Origin of the sequence: Luteimonas aquatica (assembly GCF_022662575.1) — a bacterium.
GTDB lineage: Bacteria > Pseudomonadota > Gammaproteobacteria > Xanthomonadales > Xanthomonadaceae > Luteimonas > Luteimonas aquatica.
Window position 1 is genome coordinate 451,295 of sequence record NZ_JALBFU010000002.1, and the last position, 13,701, is coordinate 464,995.

Sequence of the window (13,701 nt, forward strand, 5' to 3'; positions counted from 1 at the left end):
GCATGGCGGAAGGGGAGAAGGCGCCGCCGCTGACGCCATGGCGGCTGCTGCGCACGCTGCGCCGCCATCCCTCAGGCCTGCTGCTGGCGGTGCAGCTGCTGGGCATCCTGCTGTATCCGCTGATGGAGCATGCCGCGGTCGGCCGCGCCCTGTTCGGCGCCTTCGGCATCGTGGTGCTGTCGCTGGTGCTGTGGGTGGTCAACCGCAGCCAGGCGGTGAACTGGATCGCCTGGGCGCTGGCGATTCCGGCGGTGCTGCTGTCGCTGCTGGCGAACTTCGCGGCGATGCCGTCGCTGCTGTCGGTGGCCTACCTGCTGGAGGCGCTGCTGTACTTCTACGCCAGCATCGGGCTGATCTACTACATGCTGGACGACCAGCGCATCACGGTGGACGAGCTGGTGGCCGCAGCCGCTACCTTCACCCTGCTGGCCTGGGGTTTCGCCTACGCCTTCTCGGTGTGCCAGGCCTGGTATCCGGGCAGTTTCAGCGGCGCGGGTCCTGGCGAGGTGCGCAGCTGGCTGGAGCTGCTGTTCCTGAGCTTCAGCATGATCTCCGGGGTCGGCCTGTCCGACATCGTCCCGGTCACCTCGCCGGCGCGCGCGCTGTCGATGCTGGCGATGTTCAGCGGCGTGATGTACATCGCGATCGTGGTCTCGCGACTGATCTCGCTGACCGTGGTGCGCCACCAGGCGCGCTGAGGCGAGCCGACCGTCTCAGCCGAAGTCGCTGCGCAGGGCCTGCAGCCAGCCGCGCCAGGTGCCGCCGTCGAGGGTCGGATCGTATTCGCTGCCCAGCTCGCGCAGCTGCTGCGCCAGCGCGGCCTCGTCGAGCTCGCGCGCGGCCAGGCGCGCGAGGTCCGCGCGCACTTCGGCGACCTGCTCGGCGTCCTCGCTGTCGAGGTAGTAGGCCACCACCGCGCCGGGGGTGTCGTGCTCCATGCGCCAGTCCTGGTGGAAATAGGCGGCGAGAAAGTTTTCCAGCGCGGGATAGTCGCTCATTCGGGTCGCTCGTTCGAAGCCGGGGGGATGCCCGCGGGCGGGCGCGGCTTCGCGATCAGGGCGTGGTCGGATAGCCGGTGACGATTCTATAGCCGATCCCGAGCTTGTCCGAGCGTTCCAGCACCAGCTTCACCGAATAGACGTCGGTGGCCTCGCTCTCGCCGCGCTTGACCGAGATGCCGGTGCTGGCGTCGAAATGGCCGTCCAGCACCAGGCGGTTGCCGCCCTTGCCGTCCACCCAGGCATCGATCTTGCCCTGGTTCTCGGCGATGGTGGCGGCGATGAAATGCTCGGCCGAGGGCAGATCGCGGAAGCTCGAGGAGGCGCTGATGTTCTCCCGCTGCAGGCGCTCGACCAGGTCCTGTTCGCTCTTGCCGACGTGGCGCTCGATCAGGTGGCTGCCGGCCTGTTCGTGGGCTTCGAGGCCGCCGCCGGGCACCTGGTCGACGGGTGCGGGCGGATCGGTGCCGATCGGCCCGGGCTGTTCGGTCTGCGCGCGGAGCGCATCGTAGGCCGGCGACCAGCCTGCGGCGGAAACGGAGGAAACGGACATCGGCGGCGCCCTGGAGAAAGTCCGGCACAGGCTAGGGAACCCGGCGGCCGGGCGATATTGGGGGAAACCCTATGCGGCGCGGCCCTAGCGCTCTTCGGGAGCCAATGCGCCGACCGCAGCGCGCAGCCGCGCCTGCGCCTGCGCATCGACGGGGCGGTGGATCACGGCCGTGCCCGCCGGGTTGCGTCCGAGGAAATTGCCGCCTTTCCAGTCGCGCGCCGGCCGCACCGGCCGCGGCACGAAGCCGCCGCCGCAGTTCGGACAGACGTTGCCGAGCACGCGGTCCACGCAGTCGGCGCAGAAGGTGCATTCGTAGCTGCAGATGCGCGCATCCGTCGCCTCGGGCGGCAGCGCCTTGTTGCAGTGCTCGCAGGTGGGGCGCAGTTCCAGCATGCCGCGTGCTCCTCGCAAAAGGGCGGTCAGGCGCCCGGGTGGCGCCGCGCGCGATACGCGGCCAGGTCGGGCGTGGTGCGGTAGAGCGTGTCGACGAAGCAGTTGCGCTCGAACCACATCACGTCCATGTCCCAGAGGCAGAAGGAGAAGCGTGCCGCGTCCTCCACCCAGCCGGCCTCGGTCTCGACCGAGACCGAGGTGAACAGCTCGTTGCCGTTGCCCCACCAGCCCAGCACCAGATAGCGCAGGCTGGCGCCGTCGTGGAAGATCGCGAAGGCGGGCGTGGACGGCCAATCGACCGTCCTGGAAGCCTTCACGCGCGCCAGCCGCGGCAGGTACGCGGCCCGGTCGACCTCCGCGCCGTGCGCGGAGATCGTGTACAGCTTCACGCCGTCCGGATCGCTCCAGGCGGGCGAACTCTCGATCCTGCGCGCCCGATACATGGGTCCGTTCGCCTCAGAAACGCGGCTTGTCGGTGGAGCTGCCGTAGCGCTCGATCGAGTCGAGCAGGATCCGTCTGGCCTCGGCGGCGTCGCCCCAGCCGTCGAGCTTGACCCACTTGCCCTTCTCCAGGTCCTTGTAGTGCTCGAAGAAGTGGCCGATGCGCTCGAGCCAGTGCGGCGAGACCTGGTCGATGTCCTCGATGTGGGAGTAGCCGGCGAAGACCTTGGTGGCGGGCACGGCGAGGATCTTCTCGTCGCTGCCGGCCTCGTCCTTCATGCGCAGCACGCCGACCGGGCGCACGCGGATCACCGAGCCGGGGATCAGCGGCAGCGGCAGCACCACCAGCACGTCGGCCGGATCGCCGTCGCCGCACAGGGTATGCGGGACGTAGCCGTAGTTGCAGGGGTAGCGCATCGGCGTGGACAGGATGCGATCGACGAAGATCGCGCCGCTGGCCTTGTCGACCTCGTACTTGACCGGCTCGGCGTCCTTGGGGATCTCGATGATGACGTTGATTTCGTCGGGGGGATTGTTGCCGGTGGGGACGTGGTCCAGGCCCATTGCGAAGCGACTCCATGAGGAAGGGACCCTGGCGGCGCGGGGGCGCCGTCGGGGAGGGCGCGTGCTGCCGGCCAGCCGGCAGCACGCGGATCGTGACCGCATTTTAGCGGTTCCTGCTGCGACGCAGCATCCATCGGCCCGGGCGGTCGCGCGGCGGCTAGGGTCTACCCGAGTTAGGGCACGCCCCAGCTTGGTCGCCGGCATACGGGTCCGTATATCTGCACGCTTCGTCGATTTCGAAGACCAACCCAGAAGGGGATACCGAGTCCAATGAGCATCGAACTGTCGCCGCCGCCCCCCCCGCCGCCGCCTCCGCCGCCGCCGCCGGAACCCAAGCAGGAAGTCGGCTACTGGCAGAATCCGGCCGAACAGGACCCGGCGAACCGCACGATCGCGCCGGACGTGGCGCCGGTCTCGAGCCTGGTGGCGCAGCCGGAGAAGCCGGCCGCGGGCGAGCCCATCGTGGTCGACGGCGGCGGCACCGGCACCCGCCTGCCTTCCGGGCAGACGCCGGACGGCAAGGAGATCCGCACCGCGCAGCTGGCCCAGGGCCAGCAGGCGCAGATTACCCGCGAGCAGACCATCGCCGACGGCGGCTTCGGCCAGACCTACGTCAGCAGCAACCAGGTCGTGGTGACCACCAAGGGCACCGGCAACGACAACGTGCAGGTCACCCAGCGCGACGACGGCACGCTCGACGTGTCGGTCAACGGCGAAAGCTACGAGACCCGTCTGGCCCAGGGCCAGGAGCTGACCCTGCGCACCGGCGCGGGCAACGACACGATCACCGTGGCGCCCAACGTCAAGGTCAACATCGTGGTCGACGCGGGCGACGGCGACGACGTCATCACCACCGGCGCCGGCCTGGACCGCATCGACGGCGGCGCCGGCAACGACACCATCAACAGCGGCGAAGGCCGCGACGACGTGTTCGGCAACTCCGGCAACGACACCATCGACGCCGGCGCCGGGGACGACGTGGTCTACGGCGGCGACGGCGACGACACGCTGGCCGGCGGCGACGGCGTCGACTTCATCGAGGGCGGCAAGGGCAACGACAACATCGACGGCGGCAAGGGCAAGAACATGCTCTCCGGCGGCCAGGGCGACGATACCCTGCGCGCCGGCGGCGACGGCAGCCGCTTCTTCACCGGCGACGGCAAGGACACCGTCGAGGGCGTGACCGCCAGCGACAAGGTCTACGGCCAGACCGCCACCGACATCATCAATTTCGCCCAGGGCCAGCGCGACAACGGCCAGGTGGTGGTGAACGTCGAGATCGACAGCAAGCTCGGCGGCAGCGTCAAGGTCGAGGGCTCCGACGCCTTCCGCCAGCGCGTGGAGGCCGAACTGGACTTCCTGCGCGCCACGCCGAACGGACAGCAGATGCTGGCCGAATTCGACAAGGCCGCCGCCAAGGGCAACACCGTGACCATCCGCGAACTGGCCAACGAGCAGAACGGCTACGCGCAGACCCTGGGCCGCGGCAATGCCGAGATCAGCAACGGCAAGGCCGGCGAGGGCTCGGACGTGGTGATCAGCTACAACCCGTCGTTCCACATGCCCGAGTTCCCGGCGCCGGTGGTGGTGCTCTACCACGAGATGTCGCACGCCTATAACGGCGTCAACGGCACCTTCCAGCCCGGCACCTATCGCGGCGAGGGCCCGGACAACGGCCAGGTGCCCAACGCCGAGCGCCAGGCCGTGGGCCTGGAGACCAGCGCCAAGCCCTTCGATTTCGACGGCGATCCCAGCACGCCCGCCACCACCGCCAATCCGGACCACCTGACCGAGAACGGCATGCGCGAGATCCTGGGCCTGCCCGATCGGCCGAGCTACGCCTTGTAAGAACCGCTGTTGTTGACCAGGGGAGCGGGACCGGGGTGGCGCATGCCCGTCATGCGCCACCCTTTTTATTTGGGAGAATCCTTCGCAATGCCTGGCATCATTTCGATCCGGCCGCGCCGGGCCGCCCTCTGGGCGCTCGTTGCGGCCCTCGCGCAACCGGTGCCGGCCCAGCAGCTCGCGCCGCCGTCTTCACGGGAGGGCACCACGATGGCAGCCAGTGCGAACCGGACGGCGGTCAGCGGCGAAGGCGCGCGGCTGGAGGCGGAGTTCGACTACGCCGCGTCCGCGCACGTCCTGCGCGTGCGCTACCGCGTGCACAACGAGGGCAAGGCGCCGCTGATGGTCTTCGACCGCGGCAACCGCCACGCCGCGATGACGGGCCAGCTGGCGCAAGGCGCGGTGGCCGCGCCGCTGTCCGTCGCCGAGGGCGGCGACATCACCCTCAGCCATCGCGCGCTGCCGCTGCCGCGCCCGGCGCCGATCGTTCCGGCCGCGCCGCTGGCCGCGCGCGTCGCGCCCGGCGCGACGCTGTCCGGCGAATTCGAATTCGCGTTTGCAATGGAGGATCCGCCCGCGCGCGTGCGCTGGTGCCTGGGCGTGGCGCCGTTCGACGCGGCCGATTTCCGCGCGCTCGAGGGCGAATCGGTGTGGGTGGCCTCGTTCGCGGTCGTCGAGGGGCAGCAATTGCTGTGCACGCCCTGGTTCGGCGTGCGCTCGGCCTCGTTCGAAGAGTAAGGCCGGCGACCGAGCGCGCGCCGCCAGTCGCGTGGCGGCCGCGACATGAAGAAAGGGCGGGGAATCCCCGCCCTTCTTCATGACAATCATGCGCCCATCACACGTGCAGCAGCGGCACCAGCAGCAGCGCGACGATGTTGATGATCTTGATCAGCGGGTTGATCGCCGGGCCGGCGGTGTCCTTGTAGGGATCGCCGACGGTGTCGCCGGTGACCGCGGCCTTGTGCGCTTCCGAGCCCTTGCCGCCGTGGTGGCCGTCCTCGATGTACTTCTTGGCGTTGTCCCAGGCGCCGCCGCCGGTGGTCATCGAGATGGCCACGAACAGGCCGGTGACGATCGTGCCGATCAGCAGGCCGCCCAGCGCCTTCGGCCCGAGCAGCAGGCCGACCACCACGGGCACCGCGACCGGCAGCAGCGAGGGCACGATCATTTCCTTGATCGCCGACTTGGTCAGCATGTCCACGGCCTTGTCGTACTGCGGCTTGCCGGTGCCTTCCATGATGCCGGCGATCTCGCGGAACTGGCGGCGCACTTCCTCCACCACCGCGCCCGCGGCGCGGCCCACCGCCTCCATCGCCATGGCGCCGAACAGGTAGGGGATCAGGCCGCCGATCAGCAGGCCGATGATCACCATGTGGTCGGACAGGTCGAAGGTGAAGGTGACGCCGGGGTTGGCGGCCTGCAGGTTGTGCGTGTAGTCGGCGAACAGCACCAGCGCGGCCAGCGCGGCCGAGCCGATGGCGTAGCCCTTGGTCACCGCCTTGGTGGTGTTGCCGACCGCGTCGAGCGGATCGGTGACGTCGCGCACCTCGGAGGGCAGCTCCGCCATCTCGGCGATGCCGCCGGCGTTGTCGGTGATCGGGCCGTAGGCGTCGAGGGCGACGATCATGCCCGCCATCGACAGCATCGCGGTCGCGGCGATGGCGATGCCGTACAGGCCGGCCAGGGCGTAGGCGCCCCAGATCGCCAGGCACACTGCGATCACCGGCATCGCGGTCGACTTCATCGACACGCCCAGGCCGGCGATGATGTTGGTGCCGTGGCCGGTGGTGGAGGCGGCGGCGACGTGCTGCACCGGCTTGTACTGCGTGCCGGTGTAGTACTCGGTGATCCACACGATCACGCCGGTCAGGACCAGACCGATCAGAGCACAGCCGAACAGCGCCTTCGCGCCGATCGGCGAATCGGCCATCAGCTCGTTGGTGATCGGGTAGAACGCGAGCGCCGCGAGAATGCCGGAGACGATCACGCCCTTGTACAGCGCGCCCATGATCGAACCGCCGGCCTTCACCTTGACGAAGAAGGCGCCGATGATCGAGGCGATGATCGACACGCCGCCGAGCACCAGCGGGTAGAGCACGGCGTTGCTGCCGACCTGGTCGGCCATCAGGCCGCCGAGCAGCATGGTGGCGATCACCGTCACCGCGTAGGTCTCGAACAGGTCGGCGGCCATGCCGGCGCAGTCGCCGACGTTGTCGCCGACGTTGTCGGCGATCACCGCCGGGTTGCGCGGGTCGTCCTCGGGGATGCCGGCCTCGACCTTGCCCACCAGGTCGGCGCCGACATCGGCGCCCTTGGTGAAGATGCCGCCGCCCAGGCGCGCGAAGATCGAGATCAGCGACGAACCGAACGCCAGTCCGACCAGCGCGTGCAGCGCATCCTCGCCGGTGATGCCGAGCTTGGCCAGGATCAGCCAGTAGCCGGCCACGCCGAGCAGGCCCAGGCCCACCACCAGCATGCCGGTGATCGCGCCGCCGCGGAAGGCGACGTCCATCGCCGGACCCATGCCCTTGCGCGCGGCCTCGGCGGTGCGCACGTTGGCGCGGACCGAGACGTTCATGCCGATGTAGCCGGCGGCGCCGGAAAGGACGGCGCCGATGAGGAAGCCGATCGCGGTGTACCAGCTCAGCGCGAAGCCGATCACCACGAACAGCACCACGCCCGCGATCGCGATGGTGGTGTACTGGCGGTTGAGATAGGCGCGCGCGCCCTCCTGGATCGCGCCGGCGATCTCCTGCATCCGTGCGTTGCCGGCCGGCTGGCGGTTGATCCATCCCGCCGAGAACACGCCGTAGAGAATCGCGACGATGGCGCAGGCCAACGCCAGCCACAGACCATACTGCTCGAGCATGAAACCCTCCCCGGAAAATGAATGCCAAAGAAACGCCTCAGGACTATGGCATAGCGTAGCCGCATCCCATGCTGCAGTGCGGCGCGCCGGCGGCGAACTGCGACTGCGTTGGCGGTCCGCCGTCCCGGCGCGAGCGGCAGCGGGGCAGCGCCGGCATGTCGCGGGCGCCTGGCGCTCGTGGGCGCCGATTCAGGCGATGCGTGCCAGCCTTGCCGCCTGTCTACGAGGAGCCCCACCGATGCGTCGACTGTTCGTTCCCTGCCTGCTGCTGGCCGCGCTGCCGGCCGTCGCCGCCGATCCGGTCCCGGAGATCCAGCGGCCGGCGGCCACGCCGCAGGCCAATGGCGTGGTGCATACCCTGCGCCAGATTCCCGAGGCCTGCGCCCGCATCGAAGGCGTGTTCACCGGCCAGGCCGCCGAGCCGTACAAGTTCTCGGTGGTGCGCACCAGTCCGAACTGCCAGCCGCGCGCGCGCTTCGTCGATGCCGCCAAGGCCAAGCCCTCGCAGGACAAGGGCTGGAAGTTCAACGACCTGATCCGCGTCCCCAGCGCCGCCTGTCCCTCGCAGCAGGCGGTGGTGCGCGTGTGGCGCCGCCCGGTCGACCAGGCGCAGACGCTCGACGGCCAGGGCCAGTCGCGCATCTACCTGGAGGAGGCCAAGAAGACCGCGGCCGCCGGCAAGATCCCGGCGGTGCCGATGTTCGCGGCCGAGATGAGCACCGAGGGCGAGGCCTGCGCGAAGTAGGCCCGGCGCACGCGGCTGTCCGCCCCGTCAACGAAAAAGCCCGGACCAAGGGTCCGGGCTTTTCTTTGCGCCATCGATGCGCGCGGGCAGTCAGCTGCCCTTGCAGTCCTTCAGCCACAGCACGCGTTCGATCTGGTCGTAGTGGTCGACCACGCCGACCAGGGTGACCTTTTCCTTGGGGCGCAGCGCCAGCGCGAAGGCGGTCTGGCTGGGCGCGAAGGCGCAGGTGATGGCCACGCGTTCGAAGTCGATGCCGCCGGAACCGTCGCCGACCATCTCGAAGCCGGTGTTGTAGGTGCCGCCGCTCTTGAGCACGCCGTTGACCCGGCCGGTGATGGCGTAGGTCTTGCCCTGGTAGCGGGCCTCGATCGCCGCCGGGTTGTCCTTGTGCTGGTTGCGCAGCTGGAAGCCGAACTTGTCCGCGGTGATGTTGACCACCGAGGCCTTCGGCGCGGTCTTGGCGAACTGCTCGCCGGCCTTGCCGGACTTGATCTTGACCAGCATCTGGCACATTTCCGAGCGGATGCTGTCGGCCTTGGCGAAGGCGCCGCGGTTGAGCTTGACGGTCATGCCGACCGTGCCGCTGCCGCCTTCGCTGGTGGCGCTGACGATCACCGGGATGGGCTTGTGGGCGAAGGTCTCCGGCTCCTCGATCAGCATCGAGCCGGCGTCGGCGTCCTCGCTGAGGACGTCCATGTTGGATTCCTTGGCGATCACGCGCATCTGGCCGATCGCGCTCTTCACGCTCAGGTCGGGCAGGGTGACCGAGGTGGTGTAGGTGGTCCCGGTGAGGGGATTGCCCTTCTTCTGGAAGTTGTCTTCGCAGGAGCCGGCGAAGGCGGGGGCGGCGGCCGCGAGCAGCAGCGCGGCGAGCAGGCATTGGCGTTTCATTGATGCAGTCCTTAGGCAAATAAGCGGCAGCAAAGACCATTCGCCCGCTGGAGCGGACGGCAGAGTCGCGTCTGTGGCTTCCCCCGGCAATCCTTGCGGGCGGGATTATGTCAGCCGCGCCTTCACGCGGCAATCACGGTGGCGACGGGGCGGCCCCGGTCGTCTCGTGCGCGGGCGGCGCCTGCGCGGGCTGGTGCGAGAGCGCCCGTTCCGGCGGGCAGAACAGCTGCCCGAGGGCCGCGCGCAGTCTGCCTCCGGTGCCGGCGCCGGAGCGGGCGGCGTCGCCGAACATGGCGATCCATTCGTGAAAGGTCAGGGTGATCGGGTTGTGGCTGTGCACCTGGCCGACGATGCCGTATTCGCACGGCACCTCCGGGTCCTCGTCGACGTAGGTGCCGAACAGCTTGTCCCAGACGATCAGCACGCCGGCATAGTTGCGGTCGATGTACTTGGGGTTGCGCGCGTGGTGCACGCGGTGGTGCGAGGGCGTGTTGAACACGTGCTCGAGCCAGCCGAGCCGGCCCACCGCCTGGGTGTGCACGAAGAACTGGAAGGCGAGGTTGATCGCCACCACCGCCACGATGTGGGTGGGCTCGAAGCCGATCCAGGCCAGCGGCAGCCAGAACAGCCACATGCCGGAGATCGGGTAGGTCAGGCTCTGGCGGAACGCGGTGGAGAAGTTCAGCCGCTCGGAGGAATGGTGGGTGACGTGCGAGGCCCAGAGCCAGCGGATGCGGTGGCTGGCGCGGTGGAACCAGTAGTAGAAGAAGTCCTGGGCGAGGAACAGCGCGGCCACGGTCCAGACCGAGGCCGGCGGCAGGTCGAACAGGCGGTGCCGGTAGACCAGGTAGAAGGCGCCGATCACCACCGTCCAGGCGACGGCGTCGGAGGCCTGGTGCATCAGCGCCAGCACGGCGTTGGAGGCGACGTCCTTGAGGCTGTAGTTGCCCGGGTCGCGGCGGCGCCAGTACCAGGCCTCCCAGACGATCAGCGCCAGGAACACCGGTGCCAAGCCGAGCAGGATCCACTTCTCCATCAGCCGTTCTCGCTATGCACGGATGCCGGCCCGCGGCGGCCGGTCAGCGCGCCGCGCCGGCCTGCGCCAGGTAGACCGGCAGGTCGCTGGCGGGCGGGAAGCACGGCACCTGGTACATCATCGCCGCAACGTGGCCGCGATGGTAGGTGCCGTGGTTGACCACGTGCAGCACGATGTCGCGCCGGCGCATGGCGCCCGCGCCGCCGCCGATGAAGGCGAACTCGACGATCTCGTCGCCGGCGCCGTCCTGCAGCGCGTCGGCATAGGCCTGGTACCAGGCATCGATGTCCTGCTGCGCCTGGCGTACCTGGGCGAACGGCGGCGAGCTCTCCGGGTTGCGCGTGGTCATGCCGTGCGGCACGCCCTCCAGATGCGCCTTCCACGCCACATCCATCAGGTACACGTGGTTGAGCGTGCGCAGCATGTTGCCGAAGAGGATCTGCCGCGGCCGGGTCAGCTCCGCCTCCGGAAGTTCGGCGAGCGCGCCGTAGATCAGCGCGTTCGCCCATGCCTTGTAGCGCGTCAGCGTGTGCAGGGGATCGGGGCCGTTCATCGGTGTCTGGCGTTCCTGGACGGGTCGGAGGGCGCTATTCCTTCCAGGCGGGAAGCTTGCGCCGCACCGCGCTGTTCTTCAGCGCCACGTAGTCCGGAATGCCGTCGCGGCCGTAGGGCGGCGGCGCCTCGCCGCGGATCAGCGGTTCCAGGTATCTGCGCGCGGCCGCGGTGATGCCGTAGCCGTCCTTGCGGATGAAGCCGGCCGGCATCTTCTTCTCGTGGTTGGCGATCCTGTCCAGCGGCGCGGCTTCGATCTTCCAGCGGTACGGGGCGTCGGAGACGCGCTTGATCACCGGCATGGTGGCGTTCATGCCCTTGAGCGCGAACTGCACCGCGGCCTTGCCCACCGCCAGCGCCTGCTCCAGGTCGGTTCTGGAGGCGATGTGCCGCGCCGAGCGCTGCAGATAGTCGGGCAGGGTCCAGTGCACCTTCAGGCCGAGCTGGTCCTTGACGCGACCGGCGAGGAAGGACGCCACGCCGCCGAGCTGGGTGTGGCCGAAGGAATCCTTGCCGCCGCCGGCATCGGCGACGAAGCGCCCATCGGCGGTCTGGATGCCCTCGCTGGCCACGACCACGCAATGGCCGACCCGCGCCACCACCTTCCGCACCTGGACGAGGAAGTCGGCCTCGTCGTACGGGCGTTCCGGGAACAGGATCAGGTGCGGCGCCTGGTCTGCGTTCTTGCCGGCCAGGCCCGAGGCGGCGGCGAGCCAGCCGGCGTGGCGGCCCATCGCCTCGTAGACGAACACCTTGGTCGAGGTCTCGGCCATGGCGGCGACGTCCAGGGCGCATTCGCGCACCGACACGGCGGTGTACTTGGCGGCCGAGCCGAAGCCCGGGCAGCAGTCGGTGACGGCCAGGTCGTTGTCGACGGTCTTGGGCACGCCGATGCAGGTCAGCGGATAGCCGAACTCGGCCGCCAGCTTGGACACCTTGTTGGCGGTGTCGGCCGAGTCGTTGCCGCCGTTGTAGAGGAACCAGCGCACGTCGTGCGCCTTGAGCACCGCCAGCAGGCGTTCGTAGCGGGCGCGGTCGGCCTCCAGCGACTTGAGCTTGACGCGGCAGCTGCCGAAGGCGCCGCCGGGCGTGTGCGCCAGCGCGCGGATCGCGGCCGCCGGTTCCTTCGAGGTGTCGATCAGCTCCTCGCGCAACGCGCCGAGGATGCCGTTGCGCGCGGCCAGCACCTTGACCTTGCGGGCGCGCGCCTCGGCGATCACGCCGGAGGCGGTGGCGTTGATGACGGCGGTGACGCCGCCGGACTGGGCGTAGAGGAGGGTTCCGGTAGGCATGGGGGCCGGTGCTGCATGGATGACCGGACCGATCTTAGCAAGATCATATTTGCGGGCGTCGGCGCGCGCGGCGGGTCCGCTCCCGGCGGCATCGCGCGCATCGGCGCCGGAAGCCGCGGCGCGGGTTTTCCGTACGCCGGCGCGTCGTTTCAGGATCGCGGAAGCGCGCCGGGCAGGATGCGCTCGGCCTGGCGCGGATCGTCGGGATGGGCGAGCGCGCCGGCGTCGGCGCGCGCCGCGGCCGGCGCATCGGCCTCGCCACGGCCGGCGCAGTCGCCGAGCAGGCCGGTGAAGGCGCGCCCGATCGCCTCCGCGCGCGCCCGGTCCAGGCAGGTCTCGTCGCCGATGTAGATGAAGCGCAGCCGCCCGTGCAGCATGTAGGCGAGGATGCCGAGCGAGCGGATCGCGAAGGAGTGCACGTAGACGGTGAAATCCCGCACCCGCAGCGGCGCGGCCTCCTCGTCGAGGGTGACGTTGCCGAGGTTGGACAGCGAGATGCGGTTCCAGTTGCCGTTGCGGCTGACCGCATCGCCCAGGCGCACGATCGAGCGCAGCTTGCCGGCCGGCGGCACGCGCAGCATCTCGCAGAACTGGTACTTGCCGGGAATCTCGGCGATGTCGCGCTCGATCTTCTCGCGCATCTCGGCCGCCGCCGCGCGCGCGCGCTCCCAGAAGTCGCGGCGCGGGTCCTGCTTCGAGGCCAGCTTGAAGCTGCCGCCGCCGAAGAACAGCATGTCGTCCTTGAGCGCGGGCAGCCGACCGCGCCGCGCGTCGATCGGGCTCTCGATCCAGTCCGGGGCGCGCTTGCCGAGGACCGCCAGCGCCTCGCCGAGCGCCACCAGCATCGCCGCGTGCAGCGGCACGCCCTCCCGCCGGCAGCGCCGCTTCAGGCGTTCGGAGGCCGCGGCGTCCAGCGCCCATTCCAGGCGCAGCTCGCGGTTCACCAGCGGGCGCCGGGAGGCGGGGATCAGGGCGAAGACCGCGTTGACCAGGCGCGCGGCCATGCGCTGCTTGCCGCTGCGGCCGTCGCGCAGGTCGCCGACGATGTCCGCCACCGTGGGCGGCGTGTAGGGAACCGGCTCCTGGTCCGAGTGCAGCCACCGCAGCAATTCGCGCACGATCGTGAACATGCTCATGCCGTCGCAGACGCGGTGCGTGCTGGTGACCAGCAGCTCGTCGCAGGCGACGTCCGCGGCCTCGGCACGGCGCAGCCACACCACGCGCAGCTGCGGCTGGTCGGGCGGGAAGGCGCCGTAGGTCTCGGTCTCGCATTCGCGCTCGCGATGCTCGGCGGACACCCACTCCACCGCGCGCAGCGGCACGCGCAGCGCCGGGTCCAGCGCGTAATGGGGCTCGCCGTCGACGTCGCGGATCGCCATGCGCAGCATCGGGTGCTTGCGCTGCACGCGGTCGATGGCCGAGCGCAGGCGATCGGCGTCGATCTCGCCCTCCAGCGCCACGCGATAGCAGATGTTGGCGTCGATCAGGCGTTCGAGCGTGGACAGTTTGCGTTTCATGTCGT

Annotated in this window: 15 protein-coding genes; 4 read left to right on the forward strand and 11 right to left on the reverse strand. The window is 69.7% G+C overall.

Features of this window, described 5'->3' with window-relative positions:
* Positions 1-2: 2 nt before the first annotated feature.
* Positions 3-698, forward strand: a complete 696-nt coding sequence (locus tag MD221_RS08100; RefSeq protein ID WP_242110015.1) for a potassium channel family protein — start codon at positions 3-5, stop codon at positions 696-698.
* A gap of 15 nt (positions 699-713) precedes the next feature.
* On the opposite strand, the gene MD221_RS08105 is transcribed toward MD221_RS08100, so the two are convergent.
* The 5 genes from MD221_RS08105 to ppa all read right to left on the reverse strand — a co-directional run bounded on the left by MD221_RS08105 (position 714) and on the right by ppa (position 2,949).
* Positions 714-998 carry a contact-dependent growth inhibition system immunity protein gene (locus MD221_RS08105; protein WP_242110025.1) on the reverse strand — a complete coding sequence of 95 codons (285 nt, stop codon included), beginning with the start codon at positions 996-998 and terminating at the stop codon, positions 714-716.
* Positions 999-1,053: 55 nt separating this feature from the next.
* Positions 1,054-1,551 carry an RNase A-like domain-containing protein gene (locus MD221_RS08110; RefSeq protein ID WP_242110026.1) on the reverse strand — a complete coding sequence of 166 codons (498 nt, stop codon included), beginning with the start codon at positions 1,549-1,551 and terminating at the stop codon, positions 1,054-1,056.
* Positions 1,552-1,635: 84 nt separating this feature from the next.
* A complete protein-coding gene (locus tag MD221_RS08115; RefSeq protein ID WP_242110029.1) occupies positions 1,636-1,944 on the reverse strand; it encodes a DUF1272 domain-containing protein in 309 nt (102 codons plus the stop codon).
* Between the two features lie 26 nt (positions 1,945-1,970).
* Positions 1,971-2,387: a hypothetical protein gene (locus MD221_RS08120; RefSeq protein WP_242110040.1), complete on the reverse strand. Its 417-nt coding sequence runs from the start codon at positions 2,385-2,387 to the stop codon at positions 1,971-1,973.
* A gap of 13 nt (positions 2,388-2,400) precedes the next feature.
* The gene (gene ppa / locus MD221_RS08125) at positions 2,401-2,949 is read right to left on the reverse strand and encodes an inorganic diphosphatase (protein ID WP_242110050.1); all 549 of its coding nucleotides are present in this window, start codon (positions 2,947-2,949) and stop codon (positions 2,401-2,403) included.
* Between the two features lie 270 nt (positions 2,950-3,219).
* Between ppa and MD221_RS08130 the strand changes: the two genes are divergently transcribed.
* Together MD221_RS08130 and MD221_RS08135 are read left to right on the forward strand one after the other, a co-directional pair.
* Positions 3,220-4,797: a M91 family zinc metallopeptidase gene (locus MD221_RS08130; protein ID WP_242110061.1), complete on the forward strand. Its 1,578-nt coding sequence runs from the start codon at positions 3,220-3,222 to the stop codon at positions 4,795-4,797.
* A gap of 207 nt (positions 4,798-5,004) precedes the next feature.
* On the forward strand, positions 5,005-5,532 hold the full coding sequence (locus MD221_RS08135; RefSeq protein ID WP_242110063.1) for a hypothetical protein: 528 nt from the start codon (positions 5,005-5,007) through the stop codon (positions 5,530-5,532).
* A 97-nt stretch (positions 5,533-5,629) separates the two neighbouring features.
* Here MD221_RS08135 and MD221_RS08140 read toward each other — a convergent pair whose 3' ends face one another.
* On the reverse strand, positions 5,630-7,663 hold the full coding sequence (locus tag MD221_RS08140) for a sodium-translocating pyrophosphatase (protein ID WP_242110065.1): 2,034 nt from the start codon (positions 7,661-7,663) through the stop codon (positions 5,630-5,632).
* A gap of 238 nt (positions 7,664-7,901) precedes the next feature.
* Between MD221_RS08140 and MD221_RS08145 the strand changes: the two genes are divergently transcribed.
* Positions 7,902-8,408: a hypothetical protein gene (locus MD221_RS08145; protein ID WP_242110067.1), complete on the forward strand. Its 507-nt coding sequence runs from the start codon at positions 7,902-7,904 to the stop codon at positions 8,406-8,408.
* A 90-nt stretch (positions 8,409-8,498) separates the two neighbouring features.
* Here the strand turns inward: MD221_RS08145 and MD221_RS08150 are convergent, their stop codons facing one another.
* The 5 genes from MD221_RS08150 to MD221_RS08170 form a co-directional block, all read right to left on the reverse strand.
* Positions 8,499-9,299, reverse strand: a complete 801-nt coding sequence (locus MD221_RS08150; RefSeq protein WP_242110076.1) for an OB-fold putative lipoprotein — start codon at positions 9,297-9,299, stop codon at positions 8,499-8,501.
* 133 nt (positions 9,300-9,432) lie between these two features.
* Positions 9,433-10,335 carry a sterol desaturase family protein gene (locus tag MD221_RS08155; protein WP_242110085.1) on the reverse strand — a complete coding sequence of 301 codons (903 nt, stop codon included), beginning with the start codon at positions 10,333-10,335 and terminating at the stop codon, positions 9,433-9,435.
* 43 nt (positions 10,336-10,378) lie between these two features.
* Entirely contained in the window at positions 10,379-10,888 is a 510-nt protein-coding gene (locus MD221_RS08160; RefSeq protein ID WP_242110095.1) for a DinB family protein, read from the reverse strand.
* Between the two features lie 34 nt (positions 10,889-10,922).
* Positions 10,923-12,179 carry a 6-phosphofructokinase gene (locus MD221_RS08165; protein WP_242110097.1) on the reverse strand — a complete coding sequence of 419 codons (1,257 nt, stop codon included), beginning with the start codon at positions 12,177-12,179 and terminating at the stop codon, positions 10,923-10,925.
* 149 nt (positions 12,180-12,328) lie between these two features.
* Entirely contained in the window at positions 12,329-13,696 is a 1,368-nt protein-coding gene (locus MD221_RS08170; protein ID WP_242110099.1) for a condensation domain-containing protein, read from the reverse strand.
* Between the last annotated feature and the right edge of the window lie 5 nt (positions 13,697-13,701).